Source organism: Pseudoxanthomonas mexicana, from assembly GCF_046736355.1.
Classification (GTDB): Bacteria; Pseudomonadota; Gammaproteobacteria; order Xanthomonadales; family Xanthomonadaceae; genus Pseudoxanthomonas_A; species Pseudoxanthomonas_A mexicana_B.
In genome coordinates, this window is the sequence record NZ_CP157201.1 from 1,018,408 (window position 1) to 1,042,105 (window position 23,698).

Genomic DNA, 23,698 nt, shown 5'->3' on the forward strand with positions numbered 1-23,698 from the left:
ATGATCAGAACGCCACGCTGGATCGCCGCCCTGTTGCTCCTGTTCGCGCCGCTGCTGGCCGCCGCGCAGCAGCAGGGCCTGGAAATCAACATCGTCGGCGGCAACGCCTCGGCGCTGCCGATCACCATCGTGCCGATGCCCTACCAGGGTTCGGCGGCCGCCCCGCAGACCGACGTGGCCGGCGTGGTGCGCGCCGACCTGGAGCGCTCCGGCGCCTTCCGCACCCTGCCCGAGCGCAGCATCGTCGAGCGCCCGGTGCGCGGCAGCGAGATCCAGTACCCGACCTGGCGCGCGCTGCGGCAGGACTACATCGTGGTCGGCCGCGTCGTCGACGGCGGCGAGGGCAGCTACCGGGTCGAGTACGAGCTGTTCGACGTCGCCCGCCAGGAGCGCCTGCTCGGCCTGGCGATGACCGCGCGCGCCAACGCCATGCGCGACGTCGCCCACCAGATGGCCGACGCCATCTACGAGAAGATCCTCGGCGTCCCCGGCGCGTTCTGGACCCGCATCGCCTACGTCACCGCCACCGGCCGCGGCCCCAACGCACGCTACGCGCTGATGATCGCCGACTCGGACGGCTACAACCCGCAGACCATCGTGCGCTCGTCCGAACCGCTGCTGTCGCCGGCCTGGAGCCCGGACGGCAACCGGCTGGCCTACGTCAGCTACGAGGGCGGCAACTCGGGGATCTACATCCAGAACATCGCCACCGGCGCGCGCGAGAAGGTCGCCGGCTTCCGCGGCATCAACGGTTCGCCGGCGTTCTCGCCCGACGGCAACCGGCTGGCGATGACGCTGTCGCGCACCGGCAACCCGGAGGTCTACGTGATGGATCTCGGCAGCCGGCAGCTGCGCCAGCTGACCAACACCGCCAGCATCGACACCGAACCGACCTGGAGCGCCGACGGTGGCACGATCTACTTCACCTCCGATCGCAGCGGCCGACCGCAGGTCTACCAGGTGCCGGCCGGCGGCGGCAGCGCCAGCCGGGTGACTTTCGAGGGCGGCTACAACGCCTCGCCCAGGCTCTCCTACGACGGCAAGAAGCTGGCGGTGGCGCAGGGCAGCGGCAACACCTACCGCATCGCGATCATGGACAGCAGCCTGGGTTCGCCGCGCTGGTCGACGGTGTCCACCGGCTCGCTGGACGAATCACCCAGCTTCGCGCCCAACGCGAGCATGCTGCTGTACGCCGCCCGCGAAGGCGGGCGGGGTGTGCTGTACGCCGTCTCGGCCGATGGCCGGGTGCGGCAGCGCCTGGTGCTGGCCGAAGGCGACGTGCGCGAGCCGGCGTGGTCGCCCTATCGCGCCAAACGCTAATTTAACGTCTACAATCACCAGTCAACCACAACCAACCGTTCCACCGTTCCCCTACCAAGGAATCGACCATGAACAACACTGCCCGCGTCCTGATGCTGTCCCTGATGTCCGTCGCCGTGCTGGCCGGCTGCAAGAAGGCCGTCAAGCCGGAAGCCCCGGCCGACACCACCACCACCGTGCCGACCACCCCGACCGCTCCGACCACCTCGGGCGTGTACGGCCCGGGCGACCTGGACACCGACGCCTGCCTGCGCCAGCGCGTGGTGTACTTCGACCTGGATCAGGACGCGCTGAAGCCGGAATTCCAGGCGATCATGGGCTGCCACGCCAAGTACCTGCGTGACCGTCCGTCCTCGCGCATCACCCTGGAAGGCCATGCCGACGAGCGCGGCAGCCGCGCCTACAACCAGGGCCTGGGCGAGCGCCGCGGCAACGCCGTATCGTCGGCCCTGCAGGCCAACGGCGGCTCGGGCAGCCAGCTGACCGTGGTCAGCTACGGCGAGGAGCGCCCGGTCTGCACCGAGTCCGGCGAGTCGTGCTGGTCGCAGAACCGCCGCGTCGAAATCGTCTACACGGCCAAGTAATCCGGCTTGAAGATGCTTTCTTCCAGGCAGTTCCTGCTGATGGCATCGGCGGCGGCCCTCGTGGCCGCCGCTCCGGCGCACGCGCAGCGCCAGAGCCTGGCCGACCGCGTGGCCGCGCTGGAGATCCAGGCCAACAACACCTCCGCCAACATGGAGCTGTTGAACCGCCTGACCCAGCAGGAAAACGAATTGCGCCAGCTGCGCGAGCAGATCGAGCTGTTGCAGAACGAAGTGGAGCAACTCAAGCAGCGCAGCCGCGACCAGTACCTGGATCTGGACGGCCGCCTGGAGCGCCTGGAGACGGGCGCGCCGGGCGCGGTTCCACCGGTCCCGGTACCGGCGGCATCGGCCCCGGCCGCGCCGCCTGCACCGGCCGCTCCCTCGGCCTCCGCCTCGATCGTCGAGCCTGCGCCGCGCGTGCACGGAGACATCGGCGCGATCGCCCAGACCGGCGACGAGCGCGCCGCCTACAACGTCGCCTTCGACCGGCTCAAGGCCGGCGACTACGCCGATTCGGCGCAGCTGTTCACCAGCTTCCTCGAACTCTATCCGGGCGGGGTCTATGCGCCCAACGCGCTGTACTGGCTGGGCGAGAGCTACTACGTCACCCAGAACTACGCCCTGGCCGCGCAGCAGTTCCGTACGCTGATGGAGCGCTACCCCACCCACGACAAGGCGGCCGGATCACTGCTCAAGCTGGGGCTGTCCGAATACGGCATGGGCAAGGTGAGCGAGGCCGAGCGCACCCTGGCCGCGGTCATCCGCCAGTACCCCAACAGCGACGTCGCGCGCACCGCCGACGATCGCCTGCGCGCCATCCAGCTGGGCCGCATCCGCTGATTCGCGCCGCGTCCGCCGCTTGCCGCGGCGGCCCGGACGAAAACTCTCTTCCAGCACGGGCCGATGCCTGTCCCCGCGGCTCCGGGCTGCGTAATCTTCCAAGCCATGAACACCGCCGTCGCCCCGCCCGCCGCCGCGTCCGCCCCGGACCGCCTCAAGCTGACCGAGATCTTCCTGTCCTTGCAGGGCGAGGCGGCGAGCGCCGGCTGGCCGACCGTATTCGTGCGCCTGACCGGCTGCCCGCTGCGCTGCCAGTACTGCGACACCGCCTACGCCTTCCACGGCGGCCAGTGGTGGGACATCGACGCCATCCTGGCCGAGGTGGCGCGCCACGGCGTGCGCCACGTCTGCGTGACCGGCGGCGAGCCTTTGGCGCAGAAACGCTGCCTGGAACTGCTGCGGCGGCTGTGCGACGCCGGCCATGACGTCTCGCTGGAAACCTCCGGCGCGCTGGACATCGCCGAGGTCGATCCGCGGGTGTCGCGGGTGGTCGACCTGAAGACGCCCGGTTCCGGCGAGATGTCGCGCAATCGCCTGGAGAACCTGCCGCTGCTGACCGCGCGCGACCAGGTCAAGTTCGTCCTGTGCAGCCGCGCCGACTACGAATGGGCGCGCGACATGCTTGTCGAGCACCGCCTGCACGAGCGCTGCGACGTACTGTTCTCGCCGAGCAAGTCCGAACTGGCGCCGCGCGAACTGGCCGACTGGATCGTCGCCGACCGCCTGCCGGTGCGCTTCCAGATGCAGTTGCACAAGCTGTTGTGGAACGACGAACCGGGAAGGTGAGGCGACACGCCTGCTGGGATGACAAGCAAAGCGATACGCTAGCCCCTAGCCTCTAGCCCCTAGCCCCTGAAATGAAAAAAGCCGTAGTCCTCCTCTCCGGCGGCATGGATTCCGCCGTCGTCGTCGCCATCGCCCGCGAGCAGGGCCATGCGGTGCACGCGCTGAGCGTGCGCTACGGGCAGCGCCATACCTCCGAACTGGACGCGGCGGTGCGGGTGGCGCAGGCACAGCGGGTGGCCGCGCACAAGACCGTGCACGTGGACCTGCGCAACATCGGCGGCTCGGCGCTGACCGACGACATCGACGTGCCGGAGGCGGGGGGCGAGGGCATCCCGGTCACCTACGTGCCGGCGCGCAACACCATCATGCTGTCGATCGCGCTCGGCTGGGCCGAGGTGCTGGGCGCGGCCGACATCTTCTGCGGCGTCAACGCGGTGGACTATTCCGGCTATCCGGACTGCCGGCCGGCGTTCATCGAGGCGTTCGAGAAGCTGGCCAACGTCGCCACCAAGGCCGGCGTCGAGGGCGCCGGCCTGCGCGTGCACGCGCCGCTGCTGCACCTGGGCAAGGCCGACATCGTCCGCGAGGGCATGCGCCTGGGCGTGGACTTCGCGCAGACCGTGTCGTGCTACCAGGCCGACGCCGACGGCCGCGCCTGCGGTCGCTGCGACGCCTGCCGGCTGCGCGCGGCGGGCTTCGCCGACGCCGGCATCGCGGATCCGACCCGCTACGCCTGAACCCGCGCACCGGCCCCGGCGGCACGGTTTTTCAGCGCCACCGGGTCTGGGTTAGAATGCACGCCCGGTCCATCAGGCGCCGGGTTCCCGCTCCGCATGCACGCCGGCGCGGAGACGCATCATCCGCCATGCGATGCGCCATCGCGGATGCACGGGCCGTTAGCTCAGTCGGTAGAGCAGAAGACTTTTAATCTTTTGGTCGAAGGTTCGAATCCTTCACGGCCCACCATCCGAACCGGACATCGCCGCCGCTCAGCCGCTGGCGCGGATCGCCTCCAGCACCTGCTCGCCGTAGCGGGCCAGCTTGCTGCCGCCGATGCCGCCGATCCGCCCCAACTGGTCCAGCGTCTCCGGGCGGTGCTCGGCGATGCTGCGCAGCGTGCTGTCGTGGAAGATGACGTAGGCCGGCACGTTCTGCTCGCGCGCCAGTTGCGCGCGCAGATCGCGCAGCGCACCGAACAGCGGCATGTCGTGCTCGGCGACGACCACGCTGCCGCGCACGTTGCGCTCGCGCTCGGCGCGCGACGGCGCTTCCTTGCGCAGGTGCAGTTCGCGCTCGCCGCGCAGCAGCGCGCGGCTGGCCTCGGTCAGGCGCAGGCCGCCGTAGCCTTCGGCGTCGACTTCCAGCAGGCCGCCGGCGACCAGCTGGCGGAACACGCTGCGCCAGGTGCGCGCGTCCAGCTCGCGGCCGATGCCGTAGGTGCTCAGCCTGTCGTGGCCGAACTGCTGGATGCGCTCGCCCTCGCTGCCGCGCAGCACGTCGATCAGATGCGCCACGCCGAAGCGCTGGCCGGTGCGGTAGACGCAGCTCAGCGCCTTCTGCGCGGCCAGGGTGGCGTCCCAGGTGCTGGCCGGGTGCAGGCAGTTGTCGCAGTTGCCGCATTCGTGGGCATAGGTCTCGCCGAAGCCGGCCAGCAGCACCTGCCGGCGGCACTGCATCGACTCGCAGTAGCCGAGCAGCTGTTCCAGCTTGCGCCGCTCCAGCCGCTTGCGCTCCTCGCCGGCCTCGGACTGCTCGATCATCTGCTTGAGCAGCACCACGTCGCCCAGGCCGTAGCACAGCCACGCCTCGGCGGCCTCGCCGTCGCGGCCGGCGCGGCCGGTCTCCTGGTAGTAGCCCTCCAGCGACTTGGGCAGGTCGACGTGGGCGACGAAGCGCACGTCCGGCTTGTCGATGCCCATGCCGAAGGCGATGGTCGCCACCATCACCACGCCGTCCTCGCGCAGGAAGCGGCGCTGGTTGCGCGCGCGCACCTCGGCGTGCAGCCCGGCGTGGTAGGGCAGCGCGTCGAAGCCCTGCCCGGCGAGGAACTCGGCGGTCTGCTCGACCCGCTTGCGCGACAGGCAGTAGACGATGCCGGCCTCGCCGCGGTGCGCCTGCAGGAAGCCGGCCAGCTGCCGGCGCATGTCGTCCTTCTGCACCACCGTGTAGCGGATGTTGGGGCGGTCGAACGAGCTGACGAAGCGCTGCGCGTCGGTCAGGTTGAGGCGCTCGGCGATCTCGCGCTGGGTCGGCGGATCGGCGGTGGCGGTCAGGGCGATGCGCGGCACTTCCGGCCAGCGCTCGTGCAGCAGGGTCAGCTCGAGGTATTCGCGGCGGAAGTCGTGGCCCCAGGCCGAGACGCAGTGCGCCTCGTCGATGGCGAACAGGGCGATCCGGCTGCGGTCCAGCAGCGACAGGAAGCGCGGCGTCAGCAGCCGCTCGGGCGCCACGTAGAGCAGGTCCAGCTCGCCGCGCAGCAGGTCCTGCTCGACCTGCGCGGCCTCGGCCGCGTCCAGGGTGGAATTGAGGAAGGCCGCGCGCACGCCGAGCTGGCGCAGCGCCTCGACCTGATCCTGCATCAGCGCGATCAGCGGCGAGATCACCAGGCCGGTGCCCTCGCGCAGCAGCGAGGGGATCTGGTAGCACAGCGACTTGCCGCCGCCGGTGGGCATCAGCACCAGCGCGTCGTTGCCGGCGGCCAGGTGTTCGACGATGGCTTGCTGGGGGCCGCGGAAGGCGTCGTAGCCGAAGACGCGGCGCAGGGTTTCGAGGGCGGGGGACGACATGGCGACAGGATAACCCGCGGCCACCGCGTCGCCGTCGGACGAACCGGCATGGATGGGTAGGAGTCGTCCCGCGAGGGTAATGCGATGGGGCGGCGATCGCGCGGATATGCGTGCCGCCGTCATCCGGCGCATCCGCGGTGGAAAGGAACGCCCGGCCATGCCGGGCGTTCCGGGGGATCACGCTTACTGGAGCAGCGAGCGCAGCATCCAGGCGTACTTCTCGTGGGTCTGCAGGCGCTGGGTCAGCAGATCCTCGGTGGGCGCGTCGTCGGCGTCGTCGGCCACGTCCAGCACCTCGCGCGCGGTGCGGCAGACCGCCTCGTTGCCGATCACCAGCTGGCGGACCATCTCGCGCCAGTCGGCGCTGTCGGTCAGGCCCGGTTCCTCCGGAATCGAGGTCAGGGCGACGAACTCGCGGTAGGATCCCGGCGCGTTGAAGCCCAGCGCGCGGATGCGCTCGGCGATCTCGTCCAGCGCGGTCCACTGCTCGGTGTACTGGGTCTCGAACATCGCGTGCAGCGAGTTGAACATCGGCCCGGTCACGTTCCAGTGGAAGTTGTGGGTCTTCAGGTACAGGGTGTAGCTGTCGGCCATGAAGCGCGACAGGCCATCGGCGATCTTCTTGCGATCGCCGACCTTGATCCCGATATCGATGTTGGGCGCGGTCGGCGCCGACGGGATCGGCGCGGCCACGTTCTTGGAAGGCTTGGCGGGCTTGCTGGGTTTGGACTTGGCCATGAGGGTCTCCTGTGCGGGTTGTGGCGTCACAATGAAGGCTGGATTCTTTTTACTACATAGGGCGTGAGCGGTCCGTTTCAATCGCCTGTCGACATGCATCCCGAAACCGAAATCCCCCTCACCACCCCGAACGCCGCGCGCGCCCTGCTGGAGCAGGCGCAGACCCGCGATCGCGGGCGCCTGCACGGGCTGTGGTCGCGCTGGCAGGATAAACCCGGCGACGCCGAGGCGCGCGCGCGCTTCGGCCAGGCGCTGGCCGCCTCGCTGGCCGCGCGCGCGCGCCGCCAGGCCGGCGTGCCGGCGGTGACGCTGGACCCCGCGCTGCCGATCGCGCGCGAGGGCGAGGCCATCGTCGAGCTGATCCGCCGGCATCCGGTGGTGGTGATCGCCGGCGAGACCGGATCCGGCAAGACCACCCAATTGCCCAAGCTGTGCCTGGCCGCCGGGCGCGGCGTGGCCGGCATGATCGGCTGCACCCAGCCGCGCCGCATCGCCGCGCGCGCGGTGGCCCGGCGGGTGGCCGAGGAACTCGGCAGCGAGGTCGGCGGCGCGGTCGGCTACCAAGTGCGCTTCAGCGACCAGGTCGGCGAAGGCAGCCACATCAAGTTCATGACCGACGGCATCCTGCTGGCGGAGATCGCCAGCGACCGCTGGCTGTCGGCCTACGACACCCTCATCGTCGACGAGGCGCACGAGCGCAGCCTCAACATCGACTTCCTGCTCGGCTACCTGAAGCAGCTGCTGCGCAGGCGCCGCGACCTGAAGGTCATCGTCACCTCGGCCACCATCGACACCGAGCGCTTCGCCCGCCATTTCGACGGCGCGCCGGTGATCAGCGTCGAGGGCCGGACCTATCCGGTGGAGACGCGCTACCGGCCGCTGGAAGGCGAGGGCGACGGCACAGGCGAAGGCCGGGGCGGCGAGCGCACCGTCAACGATGCCATCGTCGCGGCGGTGGACGAGATCACCCGCGCCGATCCGCGCGGCGACGTGCTGGTGTTCCTGCCCGGCGAGCGCGAGATCCGCGACGCCCACCAGGCGCTGGAGCGGCGCAAGTACCGCGAGACCGAGGTGCTGCCGCTGTACGCGCGGCTGTCGGCCCGCGACCAGGATCGGGTGTTCAACCCGGGGCCGAAGCGGCGGCTGGTGCTGGCGACCAACGTTGCCGAGACCTCGCTGACCGTGCCGCGCATCCGCTACGTGATCGATCCGGGCCTGGCGCGGGTCAAGCGCTACAGCCCGCGGCAGAAGCTGGACCGCCTGCACATCGAGCCGATCAGCCAGGCCAGCGCCAACCAGCGCAAGGGCCGCTGCGGCCGCATCGCCGAGGGCGTGTGCTACCGACTGTACGCGGAGGCGGATTTCCAGTCGCGGCCCGAGTTCACCGATCCGGAGATCCGCCGCTCGTCGCTGGCCGGGGTGATCCTGCGCATGCTGCACCTGGGGCTGGGGCGGATCGAGGATTTCCCGTTCCTGGAAGCGCCGGACGAGCGCGCCATCGCCGACGGCTGGCAGCAGTTGATCGAACTGGGCGCGGTGGCGGCGAAGGGACGCGAGCGCGCGCTCACTGCCATCGGCCGGCAGATGGCGCGGCTGCCGGTGGACGTGAAGCTGGCGCGGATGCTGGTGGCCGCGCAGCAGCATGGCTGCCTGCGCGAGATGATCGCGATCGCCTCCTTCCTCGGCATCCAGGACCCGCGCGAGCGCCCGCCGGAGGCGCGCGAGGCCGCCGACAACGCGCATGCGATCTTCGCCGACGCGCGCTCGGAGTTCCTCGGCATCGTCAGGCTGTGGGACGCCTACCGGCAGGCCCACGAGGACCTGACCCAGTCGAAGCTGCGCGACTGGTGCGAGCGGCACTTCCTCGGCTTCCTGCGCATGCGCGAGTGGCGCGAACTGCACCGGCAGTTGCTGCTGCTGTGCGAGGAACTGGGCTGGGCGAGCCATCGCGCTGACGAGCCACCGGCTCGTGCGATGGCGAGCGCCCGGCCAGGGATGGCCGGGCAGGGCGTTCCGGAGCCGGCAATGTCGCGCCAGGGACGGCGGCAGGCGGCCTCGCCATCGCAAGGCGAATCCGGCACCGACAAGGCGCGCCAGGCCGCCTACGTCGCCCTGCACCGCGCGCTGATCGCCGGCCTGCCGACGCAGGTGGGCCACCGCACCGAGAAGGGCGATTACCTCGCCCCGCGCCAGCGCCGCTACCACCTGTTCCCGGGTTCGGCGCTGGCCAGGAAACCGCCGCCGTGGGTGCTCAGCGCCACGCTGCTGGACACCCAGCGCGTCTGGGGCCTGACCAACGCGGCGATCGAGCCGGACTGGGTGATCGCCGAGGTGCCGCACCTGCTGCTGCGCAGGCACTTCGATCCGCACTGGTCGCGCGCGCAGGGGCATGTGCTGGCGTCGGAGCAGATCAGCCTGTTCGGGCTGGTGCTGGCGCCGAAGAAGCCGGTCCACTACGGCCGCATCGCGCCGGTGGAGTCACACGACCTCTTCGTGCGGCAGGCGCTGGTGACCGGCGAGATCAACACCCGCGCGGCGTTCGTCGCCGACAACCTGAAGACGCTGGAGCAGGCGCACGAGGAAGAGGCCAAGCTGCGCCGCGCCGGGCTGGTCGCCGACGAGGACTGGCAGGCGCGCTGGTACCTGGACCGCGTGCCGGCCGAGATCCATTCGGCCGCCGGCCTGGATGCCTGGTGGAAGGCGCTGCCCGAGGACAAGCGCCGCGGCCTGCGCTGGTCGCTGGCCGACCTGCTGCCCGGCGAAGGCAGCGAGGCGGATCGCTATCCGAAGTACCTGGCGCTGGGCGACGCGCGGCTGCCGCTGCACTACCGCTTCGAGCCGGGCGCGCCCGACGACGGGGTGACGCTGGACGTGCCGCTGCACCTGCTCGGCGCATTGGACGCGGCGCGGCTGTCGTGGCTGGCGCCGGGCTTCGTCGCCGACAAGGCGGCCGGCCTGATCCGCGGCCTGCCCAAGGCGATGCGGCGCAACTACGTGCCGGCGCCGGACTTCGCGCGCGCCTTCTTCGAGGCCTGGCCGAAGCCGGACGCCGACGACATCCGCGGCGAGCTGGCGCGCTTCCTGTCGCGGGCGACAGGCGCGGCGGTGGCGGCGACCGACTTCGACGAAGCGGCGCTGGAACCGCACCTGCGCATGAACCTGCGCCTGCGCGACGAGCACGGCAAGGTGCTGGCCGAATCGCGCGATCTCGACGCGCTGCGCGAACGCTTCGGCGAGCGCGCCGGGCAGGCGTTCGCCGTCCGCGCCGGCCGCGAACTGGCGACGACGGGGTTGCGCGAGTTCCCGGCCCGGCCGATTCCGGCGCAGGTGCCGGGCGAGGCCGGCGTGCCGGCCTGGCCGGCGCTGGTGGACGAGGGCGACAGCGCGGCGCTGCGGGTGTTTCCGGATCGCGCGCAGGCGCGGCAAGCGCATCCTCAAGGCGTGCGCCGGCTGCTGGAGATCGCGCTGGCCGACAAGGCGAAGCAGGCGCGCAAGCAACTGCCGATTTCGCCGAAGCTCGGCCTGCTGTACGCGGCCATCGAGCAGTTCCACCTGCATCCGCAGGCCAAGGGCAGCGAGAAGGAGCGCCTGCGCGCCGATCTCGCCGACGCCGCGCTCAACGCGGTGCTGGCCGACGGGCTGGACGACATCCGCGATCGCGCCACATTCGAGCGCCGCCGCGACGAGGCGGCGCGCGCGCTGTTCGGCGAGGCGATGGAACGGCTGGCGCTGGCCGAGGCCATCCTCGCCGCCGTGGCCGAGCTGAAGCCGCAGCTGGAATCGCCGCTGATGGGCTGGGCGCGCGGCAACCTCGACGATCTGCGTGCGCAGTTGGACGCGCTGGTGCCGCCGGGCTTCCTGCGCGATACCCCGGCCGAGGCGCTGGCGCAGCTGCCGCGCTACCTGAAGGCGATGACGCTGCGCGCCGAGCGCGCCAAGCGCGATCCGGCGCGGGATCAGGCGCGGATGCTGGAACTCAAGCCGTTCGCCGACGCGCTGGCCGAGGCCGAGCGCGCCGGCCAGGCGCACCTGCCGCAGTGGCAGGCGCTGCGCTGGGACCTGGAGGAACTGCGCGTGTCGATGTTCGCGCAGGAACTGGGCGCGCGCGCCGGCGTCTCGGCCAAGAAGCTGGCCCAGCGCCTGGCCGCGTTGCGCGAGTGAACGCGCAACGCCGCGTCAGTCGACGCGGCGCACCTTGGCCGACGGGTTGTGGCCCTCGACCTGCAGGTACCAGCCACTGAACTTGCCGGGCGTCACCGTGACCCGGGGCGACGCCATTGCCTTGCGGGCGAGGTAGTTGCCTTCGACCACCTGCCAGACCTGGCCGTTGTCCAGTTCCAGCCGGGTGCCGCTGGACCAGCCGCGGAACTCACCCTTCAGGGTGGCGGTGATCGCGGCGTCGTCGCCACCTGCGAACAGGCCGGCGGACTTGCGCCCGGTCTGCCGCGCCTCGGCCGCCTTCGCCGAGGCCTTCCGGTCCTCGTCCAGCAGGCGGTTGAGCAGGGCCAGTTGCTGCGGGGTCAGCTGATCCAGGCCGGTGGCCTGCATCTGCTCGGCGGTCAGCCGCTTCTCGATGTCGACATGGCCATCGCCGGCGGCCGCGGTGGTGGCGACGGCGGCGAGGGTGAGGCAGCAGGACAGCAGGATGTTGCGCATGGCGGGCTCCGGCGAGGGTTGGATCATTTGATGCGCTGCACCTTGGCGGCGGTGTTGTAGCCTTCGATGGTCATGAACCACACGCCCATCAGGCCCGGCTTGAGGGTGACCTTGGGATGGCTCCTGCGCACGCCGGCCAGCTGGGCGGTGTCGGTCTGCTGCCAGAGCTGGCCGTTCTCCAGCAGGTACTGGCGGCCCTTGGCGAAGCCGGCGAACTCGCCCGCGATGCGATCCACGATCGGTTCGCTGGAGCCGAAGTGGAAGAAGCCGCGGTTCTTCTCGACCACTTCCTTGCGGCCTTCCTCGCGCGCCTGCTCGCGGATGCGCTCGGCGGTGGCGGCGGTCTCGTCGCCGACCTTGCGCTGCAGCCAGGCGTTCAGCGCGGCCAGCTCGGCAGGCGTCAGCTTGTCCAGTCCGGCGGCCCTGAATTCCTCCGGCGTCATCTGACCCTGCAGGTCCGCGGTCGTGGCCTGGGCGAGCGCCAGCATCGGCAGCAGGGTGAGCGCCAGCAACAGTGAACGTGGGGCGAGGCGAAGGTTCATGGCTGTTCCTTGCAGTGGTTGGCCGGTAGTGTAGACGCATCGAACGCATCGTTGCTTCGCCCGCTTCATGTCCCTTCCTGCCGTGCACGACATCCCGGAACTGCTCGCGTTGCCCGCACTCGCCGCCGTGCCCGCCGTGGCGAAGCGGCGCGTGGAGGACATCGTGGCCGGGTTGCAGGACGCGCCCACGGGCGAAGCCGCGCGCGTGCTGGCCGACACGCTGGAAACGCTGTCCCAGCTCGGCGCCGACGAGGAAGTGATGGTGGCCGCGCTGCTGGCTGGGCTGGCGCCGTCCGGCACGGCGGCGGGCGCGGACCTGGGGAACGCCTATCCCGGCCTGGCCGGCCTGCTCGAAGGCCAGGCCGCCGCCGCGCAGGTGTGGGCCCTGCACGCCGGCCAGCCGCGCGGCGCCAACAACGAGGGGCTGCGCCGGCTGCTGCTGGCGATCGTGCGCGACCTGCGCGTGGTGACGCTGCTGCTGGCGCGGCAGCTGGCGCGGATGCGCGCCGCCGCCGGATTGCCTGAGGACGAGCGCCGCGCGCTGGCGCAGCTGACCCGCGACATCCATGCGCCGCTGGCCAACCGGCTGGGCATCTGGCAGATCAAGTGGGAGCTGGAGGACCTGGCGTTCCGCCACCTGCAGCCGGACACCTACCGGCAGATCGCCGCGCAGCTGGACGACAAGCGCGCCGGCCGCGAGCGCTACATCGAATCGGTCAAGCGCACGCTGCGCCAGGCGCTGGCCGACAACGGCATCGCCGCCGACATCAGCGGCCGGCCCAAGCACATCTACAGCATCTGGAAGAAGATGCAGAAGAAGCAGGTCGCCATCGACGAGCTGTACGACCTGCGCGCGGTGCGCGTGGCGGTGGACGACCTGGCCGCCTGCTACGCCGCGCTGGGCATCGTGCACGCGCTGTGGGTGCCCATCCCCAGCGAGTTCGACGACTACATCGCCCGGCCCAAGCCCAACGGCTACCGCTCGCTGCACACCGCCGTCGTCGGCCCGGAAGGGCGCACGCTGGAAGTACAGATCCGCACCCACGAGATGCACGCGCAGGCCGAACTGGGCGTGGCCGCGCACTGGCGCTACAAGGAAGGCGGCGGCGGTGCCGACAAGGCGTTCGACCGCAAGATCGCCTGGATGCGCAAGCTGCTGGAGCAGTCGCCGGAAGCCGAGGGCGAGAACGCGCTGGCCGGCGATCTCGGCGCCGAACTGGTCGAGGAGCGCATCTACACCCTCACCCCCAAGGGCGAGGTCATCGACCTGCCGCAGGGCGGCACCGTGCTCGACTTCGCCTACCACGTGCATACCGAGGTGGGGCACCGCACGCGCGGGGCCAAGGTCAACGGCCGCATCGTGCCGCTCAGCCACGCGCTGCGCAGCGGCGATCGGGTGGAGATCCTCACCTCCAAGACCGGCGAGCCGCGCCGCGACTGGCTGCTGCCGGCCAACGGCTTCCTCGCCAGCGGCCGCTCGCGCGACAAGGTGCGCGCGTGGTTCCACAAGCTGGACCGCGCGCGCAACCTGCAGGCCGGACGCGAGCTGCTGGAGCGCGAGCTCAAGCGCCTGGGCCTGCACCAGCTGGACCTGGCGCCGGTGGCCAGGAAGTTCCATGCCGAGACGGTGGACGACCTGTACATCCAGGTCGCGCTGGGCGACGTCGGCCCCAACCAGATCGTGCGCGCCTTGCACGAGGAACAGCGCGCCGCCACCGAGGCGCCGCCTCCGCGCCGGCCCGCGCCGCGGCGCACGTCGACGGCGGCGGCGAAGTCGCGCTTCACCGTGCAGGGCGTGGGCAACCTGCTGGTGCAGCTGGCGCGCTGCTGCCAGCCGGTGCCGGGCGAGCCAGTGCAGGGCTACCTGACCAAGGGGCGCGGGGTGACCGTGCACCGCAGCGACTGCGCCGCCTTCGTGCGCCTGTCCGCCACCCACCCGCAGCGGGTGATGCCGGTGGAATGGGGCCAGGCCACCGGTGGCTACGAGGTCGACGTGCAGATCGTGGCCATCGATCGCAAGTGGCTGCTCAAGGACATCACCACGCTGATCGCGCAGGAGGACGCCAACGTGCTGGACATCAACAGCCAGCCCGGGCGCGACAACGGCCGCGCGCACCTGCGGCTGCGGCTGAAGGTCGCCGATTTCGGCCAGCTCTCGACGCTGCTGCGCAAGCTCGACGCCGTGCCCGGCGTGGAGGAAGCGCGGCGTTCAGGCTGAGTGCTTATGCTGTCGCGGTGAAACGCCCAACCGCAGATCGCGATCCCCGTGACCGCATCGAGCCGCAGATGGACTGGCGCCACCTGCGCTCGGCCATCGACACGCCCGCCGCATCCGCGCCGTCGCCGCGTGCGCGCGGGAAGACTTGGCGCTGGCTGCTTGTCGTGATTTCCGTGGCAGCCCTATTGCTGGGGCTGGCGGCGGTGCGCGAACCCTTGACGCGCTGGCTGTGGCCCGACACCCGCCAGCAGCACCTGCTGCAGCAGGCGGAAGCCGCGCTGCGCGCCGGCCGGCTGGACGGTGCGGACGGGCAGGGCGCGCGCCAGCTGTTCGAAGCCGCGCAGGCGCTCGACAACGACCGTCCCGAGGCGCGCACCGGCCTGGCCCGCGTGGCCGAGGCTGCGCTGACCCGGGCGGCCGTGGCGATGGAGGCGGGCGAGTTGGCGCAGTCGCGCCGCCACCTGCAACTGGCGCGCGAACTGCAGATCCCCCGGCAGCCGGCCGATCGCCTGGAACAGGCGCTGCGCAGGCGCGAGGCCGCGCAGGCCGGCATCGACGACCTGCTGCGGCAGGCACGGCAGGCGCAGGCCGAAGGCCGCATCGACGGCGGCGAACAGGCCGCATTGCCGCTCTACCAGCGCGTGCTGGCGCTGCAGCCCGCGCGCGTCGAGGCGCTGGAGGGGCGCGAGGATGCGTTGTCGGATCTGTCGCAGCGCGCCAACGACGCGCTGGAACGCGGCCGGCTGGCCGAGGCCGCGGCGCTGCTCGCGCGCATCCGCCACTACGATGCCGGCCACATCGAACTGCCGCCGCTGCAGGCCCGCCTCACCGAACTCGTCGACCGCAGCCTCGCGCAGGCCGATCGCGCGCTGGCGCGGGGCCGCGGCGACGATGCCGCGGCCGGCTACCAGGCCGTGCTGGAAGCCGAGCCCGCGCACGAAGCCGCACGCCGTGGCCAGGAGCGCGTCGCCGCGGCGTGGGCCGCGCAGGCGGCGCAGCGCGCGGCGGACTTCGATTTCGACGGCGCGGCGCGCTGGCTGGACAAGGCGCGTTCGCTGTCGCCGCGCTCGCCGACCATCGACGACGCGCAGCGGCGCATCGCCGCCGCGCGCCAGTTGCACGCGGGTACCGCAGCGCCGCTGCCGGCGGCCGAGCGCGAACGCCGCGTGGCCGCCGCGCTGGCGGCGATGCAGCAGGCCGGCGAGCGCGGGCAATGGCTGGCGCCGCCGGGCGAGAGCGCCTTCGACCACCTGCGCCGCGCGCAGGCGCTGGCCCCGGACGATGCGCAGGTGCGGCAGGCCGCGCAGCGCCTGCTGCCGACGCTGCGGCAGTGCTTCGAGGACGAGCTGCACGGCAACCGCCTGCGCCGCGCGCAGTCCTGCCTGCAGGCCTGGCAGGCCCTCCAGCCCGGCCACGCGGAGCTGGCCGACGCGCGCCGCCGCATGGCGCAGAAGTGGATCGCCGTCGGCGACGAGCGCCTGGGCGCCGGCGACGTCGCCTTCGCCGCGCAGGCCCTGCAGGAAGCGCAGCGGCTGGACCGCCAGGCGCCGGGCGTGGAGGATTTCGCCGGGCGCGTGCGCAGCGCGCAGCCGGGGGTCAATTAGTCCTTCTCCATCCGTAAAGCCGAGCTTGCCCGGCTGCCTTGTCTTCGCGCGAAGGGCAGCGGAGCAAGCTCCGCTCTACATCACATCTCGCCGTCCCCCCACGAACACGCGCTTGACCACCTCGCGCGCCGCGCCCAGCGAGAAGCACCGGCATACATCCCGACAATCCCCCCTGTAGAGCCGAGCTTGCTCGGCTGCTTTGTCTTCGCGCGAAGGGCAGCGGAGCAAGCTCCGCTCTACATCACATCTTGTCGCCGCGCATCCACGAACACGCGCCGGACCACTTCGCGCGCGGCGTCCAGCGAGAAGTGCCGGCGCACGTTCTCGACACCGTTGGCCGCCAGCCGCTGCCAGCGGGCCTCGTCGCGGTACAGGGCGATCACCGCGTCGGCGAAGGCGTCGGCCGCGTCGGCCACCAGCACGTCGAGATCGTGTTGCAAGTGCATGCCCTCGACCGCGCACGAGGTGGCCACGACCGGCTGCCCGTAGGCCATGCTCAGGTTGACCTTGCCCTTCACGCCTGCGCCGAACCGCAGCGGCGCCACCGCCACCCGGCAACCGGTCATGTAAGGCGCGATGTCGGCCACGTAGCCATGCACGATCACGTCCTCGGTGGCGGCCAGTGCCCGAATCTCCGCCGGTGGTTCGGCGCCGATGCAGTGGAAGCGCACGCCCGGCAGCGCGCGGGCGATGCGCGGGAACACCGATTGCACGAACCAGCGCACCGCGTCCACGTTCGGCGGATGGCGGAAGCCGCCGACGAACACCAGGTCGCGCCGCTGCCCGAACGGCAACCCGCCGTCGTGCGTGTCGTGCAGGTTGGACAGCACCTCGACCCGCTGCTGCGGCATGTCGCGCGCGAGCAGCTCGCGCTCGGCCGTGCTGACCACCAGGGTGACGTCGCAGGCGCGGATGATCCCCTGCTCGCGCAGGCGCGTCCGCGAGGCGGCGTGCTGCAGCAGATCGTCGCCGGCGACGTCGGCCGTGCGGCTTTCGCGCAGGTAGTGCAGGTCGATGGTGTCGAACACCAGGCGCGCCTGCGGCGCATGGCGCCGGGCCAGCGGCAGGATCTCGGCGGCCACGTAGTGGCGGCACATCATGATCGTGTCGAAGCGGCCGCCGTGGGCGCCGAACCAGCGTGGCAGCGAGGCGGCGAACGGACGGTGCCAGACCTCGACGCCGAGCTGGCGCATCGGGCCGGCCGATGCTGCGTCCAGGCGCAGGTCGGCCGGCAGGAACACCACGTGCAGACCTTCCTCGATCAGCAGCCGCATCAGGTTGACCAGTCGCAGCGAGGCCGAATCGCGATCCGGACGCGGCATCGAAGCATCGACGATCAGCACCTGGCGGCGGCCGCGCGGCTGGTTGGCGGCCGAGGGCAGTCGCGCGGCGGGCGCGTGCGCGCGCAGCGCATCGCGCCAGCGCTCGGCGAAGATGCCGCGGTTGCGGACCTGGTAGGCCTTGATCCCCGACTGCGTGTCGGTGCCGGAGGTGGTGCCCTCGTCGTGCACCACCCGCGCCGCCGGCTGGTACAGCACGCGCAGGCCGCGCTCGCGCACCGCGAAGGCCAGGTCGGTGTCCTCGTAGTAGGCCGGCGCGTAGCGGGCGTCGAAGCCGCCAATGGCAGTGAAAAGGGCGCGCGGGATCGCCAGCGCCGCGCCGGAGCAGTAGTCGGCGTCGCGCACGCTGGCGTAGCGCGGATCCTCGGGCGACTCGAAGCGGCCATAGTTCCACGCGCCGCCATCGGCGAACACGACGCCGCCGGCTTCCTGCAGCCTGCCGTCCGGATAGATCAGCTGCGCGCCGACCAGGCCGGCCTGCGGATGCGCATCGAAGGTCGCGCACAGTGCGTCCAGCCAGCCCGGCTGCGGCACGGTGTCGTTGTTGAGGAACACCAGCAGATCGCCGCGGGCGAGCGCGGCGCCGTCGTTGCAGGCGGCGATGAAGCCGCCATTGGCGGCGCGGCGGTGGTAGCGCACGCCGCCTATCCGCGGCAGCCAATCGATCGTCTCGTCACTGGAACCGTCGTCGACGACGACGATCTCGAACGGCGTGCGCGGCGGATGCGCGGCGATCGCGCGCAGGCAGGCGATCGTATGGGTGGCGTGGTTGTAGACGGGGATGACGATGCTGGCCCGCGGCTGCGGCGAGGCGGGCACGTCGAACGGCGCGAACGCCGCCACCGCGGGCAGGTACAGCGGCGCGCCGATGGCCTCGGGCGCGCGCCGGAACTGGAACCTGACGCGCTCCCAGGTGCCGCGCAGCCCGCGCGTGCGCAGGCTGGCCAGTCCGCGCCGGAGCAGGCCCAGCGCGCGTTGCAGGAAGAAGCGCGCAGCGGGCATCGGCGATCGCATTGCGTCGGAACTCCAGCTTAAGGGGCGATTCCGGCGCCGTCCGTCGCGCGCGGCCTGCGTTAGACTCGCCGGAATTCCCATTGTCGCATCCCCGTGGCCCGCAACGACTACGACGATCCCGAGCAGGACGAATCCGACGACGATGCCGCCCCTGCCTGGCGGCGGCACCTGCTGACCGCGGTGCTGGCGGCGATCGGGCTGGGGCTGGGATTCCTGATTCCGTACACCCTCTACCTGAACCACCAGGTCAGCGAGCGCTTCGGCCAGTTGCAATGGCAGATCCCGACCCGCGTCTACGCGCGCCCGCTGCAGCTGGCGCCGGGCATGGCGATGGACGCGCGCACGCTGAAGACCGAGCTGGACGCGGCCTCGTACCGCGAGGACGGCGGCGAGCAGCCCGGCACCTATGCGCGCGAGGGCGGTCGCTTCACCATCTCCAGCCGTGGCTACATCGACGTCGACGGCCGGGTGCCGGCGCGGCGGGTCCAGGTCGTGCTGGCGGACGGGCGCGTCAGCAGCCTGCGTGATCCGGTGAGCCGGCAGGGCCTGAAGGCCGCGCGGCTGGACCCGGCGCGCATCGCCACCCTGTACGGGCAGAAGCAGGAGGAGCGCCGGCTGGTGCGGCTGGAGGAGGTGCCGGAGCTGCTGGTGACCGGCCTGCAGGCGGTCGAGGATCGCGACTTCAGCCGCCACCGCGGCATCGACCTCAGTGGCATCGTCCGCGCGGTCTGGCTGACGGTGCGCTCGGGCGGGCAGACCCGCCAGGGCGGCAGCACGCTGACCCAGCAGCTGGCGCGCAGCGGGCTGCTCGGCATCGGCAAGGAAGTCACCCTGAGCCGCAAGTTCAACGAGATCCTGTTCGCGCTGATCCTGGAGGCGCGCTACGACAAGCGCACGATCCTGGAGGCCTACTTCAACCAGGTCGATCTTGGCCAGCGCGGCAGCCAGGCCATCCACGGCGTGGCGGCCGGCGCCGAGTACTGGTTCGGCCGCGATCTGAACAGCCTGACCACCGAACAGGTCGCGCTGCTGATCGGGCTGGTCAAGGGACCGTCCTGGTACAACCCGCGGCGCAATCCCGAGCGCGCCAAGGATCGCCGCGACTACGTGCTGGCCAAGCTGCTCGAAACCAACCTCATCGACCAGGCCGAGTACAAGCGCGCGCTGGCCGCGCCGCTGGGCGTCACCGCGACGCCGGGCATGGCGGCGGCCAACCGCTTCCCCGCCTACGTCGACCTGGTGCGCCGGCAACTGGCGCGCGACTACCCGGAAAGCGCGTTGCAGGGCGCCGGCCTGACCGTGCTGACCGGCATGTCGCCTTCGGCGCAGGCCTACGCCGAGGGCGCGGTGACCGCGACGCTGAAGTCGCTGGAGAACAAGCGCCGCCCGCCCTTGCAGGCCGGGCTGGTGGTGACCGACGTGCACGACGGCGACGTGCTGGCGGTGGTCGGCGGGCGCAACGTGTCCGAGCACGGCTTCAACCGCGCGGTCGAGGCGCAGCGTCCGGTCGGATCGCTGCTCAAGCCGTTCGTCTACCTGCTGGCGCTGGCGCAGCCGGACACCTGGTCGCTGGCGAGCTGGGTGGACGATTCGCCGGTCACCGTGCAGCTGGGCAAGAACCGCCGCTGGACGCCGGCCAACGCCGACAACCGCAGCCACGGCAGCGTGCGGCTGGTCGACGCGCTGGCCCATTCCTACAACCAGGCGACCGTGCGCGTGGGCATGAAGGTCGATCCGGAGCGGCTGGGCGATCTGTTGCGGGTGCTGGCCGGCATCAAGGCCGAGCCGAACCCGGCGCTGATCCTCGGCGCGACCGACCAGAGCCCCTACGCGATGGCGCAGCTCTACCAGTTCCTCGCTTCCGGCGGCGAGATCCAGCCGCTGCACGCGGTGCGCGGCGTGCTGGATCCGGACGGCAAGCTGCTCAAGCGCTACGACAAGGCGCCGGCGCCGGCGCAGGAAGGCGATTCCGTCGCCGCCAACCTGATCGGCATCGCGCTGCAGCAGGTGATCAGCGGCGGCACCGGCCGGCAACTGCTCGGCGACGGCTTGGGCCGGCTGCAGTCGGCCGGCAAGACCGGCACCAGCAACGACGGCCGCGACAGCTGGTACGCCGGCTACACCGGCGATCACCTGGCGGTGGTGTGGGTGGGCAACGACCAGAACGAGCAGACCGGCCTGTACGGCGCGACCGGCGCGATGCGGGTGTGGTCGGGCATCTTCACCCGCCTGCCCAGCGCGCCGTTGAAGGTGCCAGGCAAGGGCCTGGACTGGCAGTGGGTGGTCGGCGACAACGCCACCGACGCCGGTTGCCCCGGCGCGCGGCAACTGCCGTTCGTGGCCGGGTTCGCGCCCGCCTATAGTCCCTGCGTGATCGAGCCGCCGCCGGAGGAGGAGTCCTCGTCCGGCGGCTGGCGCAGCTGGTTCGGCCTGGATCGCAAGCCAGAAGCCCCGCGCCAGGAACCCCCCGCGCAACCGTGAGATCCACCGCAATGCGTCGTCTACTTCCCCTTCTCCCGTTGCTGCTGCTGGCCGCCTGCGCCAGCGGACCGGATCCGGCCGCGCCAGCGTCGGTGCCGGCGGTGCCGCCGGCGCAGCGCCTGGCCGCGATCGAGGCCGCCGCCGGCCAGGACGATCGCGAGCTGGACGTGCAGCCGCTGCGCGACCCGCAGGTCGAGGATCTGCGCCAGGCCGCGGCGCAGGCGCGCGGCGCGCACGACTACGGCGCCGCGGCCGACGCGCTGAACCAGGCGCTGCTGATCGTCGCCGACGATCCGGCCGTGCTGCAGGAGCGCGCCGAGATCGCGCTGCTGCAGGCCGACTACGAGCGCGCCGAGACGCTGGCCCGGCGCGCGCTGTCGCTGGGTTCGCGGACCGGGCCGCTGTGCCGCCGGCACTGGGCGCTGATCGAGCAGTCGCGGCTCGCGCGCGGCGAGGATCTGAACGCCGCCTCCGCGCGCGCGCAGATCCCCGGCTGCACGGTGCCCGGCATCGAGCGCTACTGATGGCGTTCGCGGCAAGCCGCCGTTCGCACGGCGAAGACGCGGGCAGGGCAGGCAGCGGAAGGCATTCCCGGCGGTCGACCGCGCGGGTCGGCGCGCTCGCATGTCGCGGCTAGCCCACGCCAGCCGCGCGGCGCTGAGCGAGGGCGGCGCGCTGGCCGAACGGCTCGACGCCTTCGTCCCGCGCGCCGCGCAGCAGCGCCTGACCGCGGCCATCGCCGAGGCCATCGAGCAGCGCGACGTGCTGCTGGCCGAGGCCGGCACCGGCACCGGCAAGACCTTCGCCTACCTGGTGCCGGCGCTGCTGTCCGGGCTGAAGACCATCGTCTCCACCGGCACCCGCGCGTTGCAGGACCAGCTCTACCACCGCGACCTGCCGCGCGTGCGCGACGCGCTCGGCACCGGGCTCAAGTCGGCGCTGCTGAAGGGCCGCGCCAACTACCTGTGCCGCTACCGCCTGCAGCAGGCGCGCGGCGAGCCGCGCCTGACCTCGCGCGAGCAGGTCGATCAGTTCCAGCGCATCGTCGCCTGGGCCGGGCGCACCCAGTTCGGCGACATGGCCGAGCTGGCCGCGCTGCCGGAGGATTCGCCGCTGCTGCCGCTGGTCACCTCGACGGTGGACAGCTGCCTGGGCAGCGACTGCCCGTACTGGGACGAGTGCTTCGTCGTGCAGGCGCGGCAGCGCGCGCAGGCGGCCGACATCGTCGTGGTCAACCACCACCTGCTGCTGGCGGACCTCGCGCTCAAGCAGGAGGGCTTCGGCGAGATCCTGCCCGGCGCGCAGGCCTTCGTCATCGACGAGGCGCACCAGCTGCCTGAACTGGCCGCCAGTTTCTTCGGCGAAGGCTTCGGCATGCGCCCATTGCAGGAACTGGCGCGCGACTGCCTGGCCGAGAGCCGCGAGGTGCCTGGCGCGCTGGCCGGTTTGCAGGCGCCGGTGCAGGCGGTCGAGCAGGCGCTGCGCGAACTGCGCGCGGCGATGGAGGGCCTGCCGGTGCGCGGCACGCGCGACCGCATACTGTCGCAGGCGGCGCTGCGCGACGGCTTTGCCGCGCTGATGGACGCGCTGTCGGCGCTGCGGCAGACGCTGGCGCCGCTGGCCGAGGCCTCGCCCGGGCTGGACGCCTGCGCCGCGCGCGCGCAGGACACGGCCGCGCGGCTGTCGCGCTGGCTGGGCGAGGACGAGCCGGTGCCGGGCTTCGACGACGCGCCGCCGCCGCAGGACGCCGACGTGTTCTGGTACGAACTGACCCTGCGCGGCTTCCGCTGCCAGCGCACGCCGCTGGACGTGTCCGGGCCGCTGCGCGAGCACCGCCAGCGCTCGCACGCGGCCTGGATCTTCACCTCGGCCACGCTGGCGGTCGGCGGCGACTTCGATCACCTCGCGCTGCGACTGGGCCTGGACGATCCGCAGACGCTGCTGCAACCCAGCCCGTTCGACTGGCCGCGGCAGGCGCTGTGCTACCTGCCCCCCGGGCTGCCCGAGCCCAACGCGCGCGGCTACGGCACCGCCCTGATCGACGCGCTGCGCCCGGTGCTGGAAGCCTCGCGCGGACGCGCCTTCCTGCTGTTCGCCTCGCACCGCGCGCTGCGCGAGGCGGCCGAGACGCTGCGCGGCGGTCCGTGGCCGCTGTTCGTGCAGGGCGAGGCGCCGCGCGCCACGCTGTTGCAGCGCTTCCGCGACTCGGGCAACGGCGTGCTGCTGGGGTCGGCGAGCTTCCGCGAGGGCGTGGACGTGGTCGGCGACGCGCTCAGCGTGGTGGTGATCGACAAGCTGCCGTTCGCCGCGCCGGACGATCCGGTGTTCGAGGCGCGGCTGGACGCGATCCGCCGCAGCGGCGGCAACCCGTTCCGCGACGAGCAACTGCCGCAGGCGGTGATTGCGCTCAAGCAGGGCGTCGGTAGGCTGATCCGCAGCGAGACCGATCGCGGCGTGCTGGTGCTGTGCGATCCGCGCCTGACCGGCAAGTCCTACGGCCGCGTCTTCCTCGATTCGCTGCCGCCGTTCTCGCGCACCCGGCGGGTGGAGGACGTGCAGGCGTTCTTCGCAGTGCCAGTGACGGAAGAGGCGCCGCCGTTCGTGCCGCAGGCAGGCATCGTCGTCCCCGCGCAGGCGGGGACCCCGTGACTTCGAACGGTTCCCGGCGAGACGCTGGATTCCCGCCCGCGCGGGAAATGACGGGCAGAAGAGGGCAGGAGTGTTTTCGCTTCAAGTCGATACGAGAATAGCTTGGCCCCGATTCCCGATTCCTAATCCCCAATCCCCAA

General features: G+C 71.8%; 16 protein-coding genes and 1 tRNA gene. 12 read left to right on the plus strand and 5 right to left on the minus strand.

Going from position 1 to position 23,698, the window contains the following annotated elements:
- The 6 genes from tolB (at position 1) to AAG688_RS04605 (ending at position 4,496) form a co-directional block, all read left to right on the plus strand.
- Entirely contained in the window at positions 1–1,320 is a 1,320-nt protein-coding gene (gene tolB, locus AAG688_RS04580; RefSeq protein WP_411834180.1) for a Tol-Pal system beta propeller repeat protein TolB, read from the plus strand.
- A 68-nt stretch (positions 1,321–1,388) separates the two neighbouring features.
- Entirely contained in the window at positions 1,389–1,904 is a 516-nt protein-coding gene (pal, locus tag AAG688_RS04585) for a peptidoglycan-associated lipoprotein Pal (protein WP_411834181.1), read from the plus strand.
- Between the two features lie 12 nt (positions 1,905–1,916).
- Positions 1,917–2,744 carry a tol-pal system protein YbgF gene (ybgF, locus tag AAG688_RS04590; RefSeq protein ID WP_411834182.1) on the plus strand — a complete coding sequence of 276 codons (828 nt, stop codon included), beginning with the start codon at positions 1,917–1,919 and terminating at the stop codon, positions 2,742–2,744.
- Positions 2,745–2,849: 105 nt separating this feature from the next.
- Positions 2,850–3,530 carry a 7-carboxy-7-deazaguanine synthase QueE gene (queE, locus tag AAG688_RS04595; RefSeq protein WP_411834183.1) on the plus strand — a complete coding sequence of 227 codons (681 nt, stop codon included), beginning with the start codon at positions 2,850–2,852 and terminating at the stop codon, positions 3,528–3,530.
- Positions 3,531–3,601: 71 nt separating this feature from the next.
- On the plus strand, positions 3,602–4,267 hold the full coding sequence (gene queC, locus AAG688_RS04600; protein WP_411834184.1) for a 7-cyano-7-deazaguanine synthase QueC: 666 nt from the start codon (positions 3,602–3,604) through the stop codon (positions 4,265–4,267).
- Positions 4,268–4,420: 153 nt separating this feature from the next.
- Positions 4,421–4,496, plus strand: a tRNA-Lys gene (locus AAG688_RS04605).
- Between the two features lie 23 nt (positions 4,497–4,519).
- Here the strand turns inward: AAG688_RS04605 and recQ are convergent.
- Both recQ and AAG688_RS04615 read right to left on the minus strand, forming a co-directional pair.
- On the minus strand, positions 4,520–6,316 hold the full coding sequence (gene recQ, locus AAG688_RS04610; protein WP_411834185.1) for a DNA helicase RecQ: 1,797 nt from the start codon (positions 6,314–6,316) through the stop codon (positions 4,520–4,522).
- 183 nt (positions 6,317–6,499) lie between these two features.
- On the minus strand, positions 6,500–7,054 hold the full coding sequence (locus AAG688_RS04615; protein ID WP_411834186.1) for a Dps family protein: 555 nt from the start codon (positions 7,052–7,054) through the stop codon (positions 6,500–6,502).
- Between the two features lie 93 nt (positions 7,055–7,147).
- Here AAG688_RS04615 and hrpA point away from each other — a divergent pair, with 93 nt between their 5' ends.
- A complete protein-coding gene (gene hrpA, locus AAG688_RS04620; protein ID WP_411834187.1) occupies positions 7,148–11,215 on the plus strand; it encodes an ATP-dependent RNA helicase HrpA in 4,068 nt (1,355 codons plus the stop codon).
- A gap of 15 nt (positions 11,216–11,230) precedes the next feature.
- Here hrpA and AAG688_RS04625 read toward each other — a convergent pair whose 3' ends face one another.
- Positions 11,231–11,710: a hypothetical protein gene (locus AAG688_RS04625; RefSeq protein ID WP_411834188.1), complete on the minus strand. Its 480-nt coding sequence runs from the start codon at positions 11,708–11,710 to the stop codon at positions 11,231–11,233.
- Between the two features lie 23 nt (positions 11,711–11,733).
- Positions 11,734–12,252 carry a hypothetical protein gene (locus tag AAG688_RS04630; RefSeq protein ID WP_411834189.1) on the minus strand — a complete coding sequence of 173 codons (519 nt, stop codon included), beginning with the start codon at positions 12,250–12,252 and terminating at the stop codon, positions 11,734–11,736.
- A 67-nt stretch (positions 12,253–12,319) separates the two neighbouring features.
- Here AAG688_RS04630 and AAG688_RS04635 point away from each other — a divergent pair, with 67 nt between their 5' ends.
- Together AAG688_RS04635 and AAG688_RS04640 are read left to right on the plus strand one after the other, a co-directional pair.
- Complete coding sequence (locus tag AAG688_RS04635; protein WP_411834190.1) at positions 12,320–14,470, plus strand: RelA/SpoT family protein; 2,151 nt, start codon at positions 12,320–12,322, stop codon at positions 14,468–14,470.
- 17 nt (positions 14,471–14,487) lie between these two features.
- Complete coding sequence (locus AAG688_RS04640) at positions 14,488–16,074, plus strand: hypothetical protein (protein ID WP_411834191.1); 1,587 nt, start codon at positions 14,488–14,490, stop codon at positions 16,072–16,074.
- 236 nt (positions 16,075–16,310) lie between these two features.
- On the opposite strand, the gene AAG688_RS04645 is transcribed toward AAG688_RS04640, so the two are convergent.
- Positions 16,311–18,428, minus strand: coding sequence for a glycosyltransferase (locus AAG688_RS04645; RefSeq protein ID WP_411834192.1), 2,118 nt, complete (start codon positions 18,426–18,428; stop codon positions 16,311–16,313).
- A 93-nt stretch (positions 18,429–18,521) separates the two neighbouring features.
- Between AAG688_RS04645 and mrcB the strand changes: the two genes are divergently transcribed.
- The 3 genes from mrcB (at position 18,522) to AAG688_RS04660 (ending at position 23,558) form a co-directional block, all read left to right on the plus strand.
- Positions 18,522–20,909, plus strand: coding sequence for a penicillin-binding protein 1B (gene mrcB, locus AAG688_RS04650; protein ID WP_411834194.1), 2,388 nt, complete (start codon positions 18,522–18,524; stop codon positions 20,907–20,909).
- Between the two features lie 11 nt (positions 20,910–20,920).
- The gene (locus tag AAG688_RS04655; RefSeq protein WP_411834195.1) at positions 20,921–21,433 is read left to right on the plus strand and encodes a hypothetical protein; all 513 of its coding nucleotides are present in this window, start codon (positions 20,921–20,923) and stop codon (positions 21,431–21,433) included.
- Between the two features lie 100 nt (positions 21,434–21,533).
- Entirely contained in the window at positions 21,534–23,558 is a 2,025-nt protein-coding gene (locus tag AAG688_RS04660) for an ATP-dependent DNA helicase (protein ID WP_411834196.1), read from the plus strand.
- The last annotated feature ends 140 nt before the right edge of the window (positions 23,559–23,698 follow it).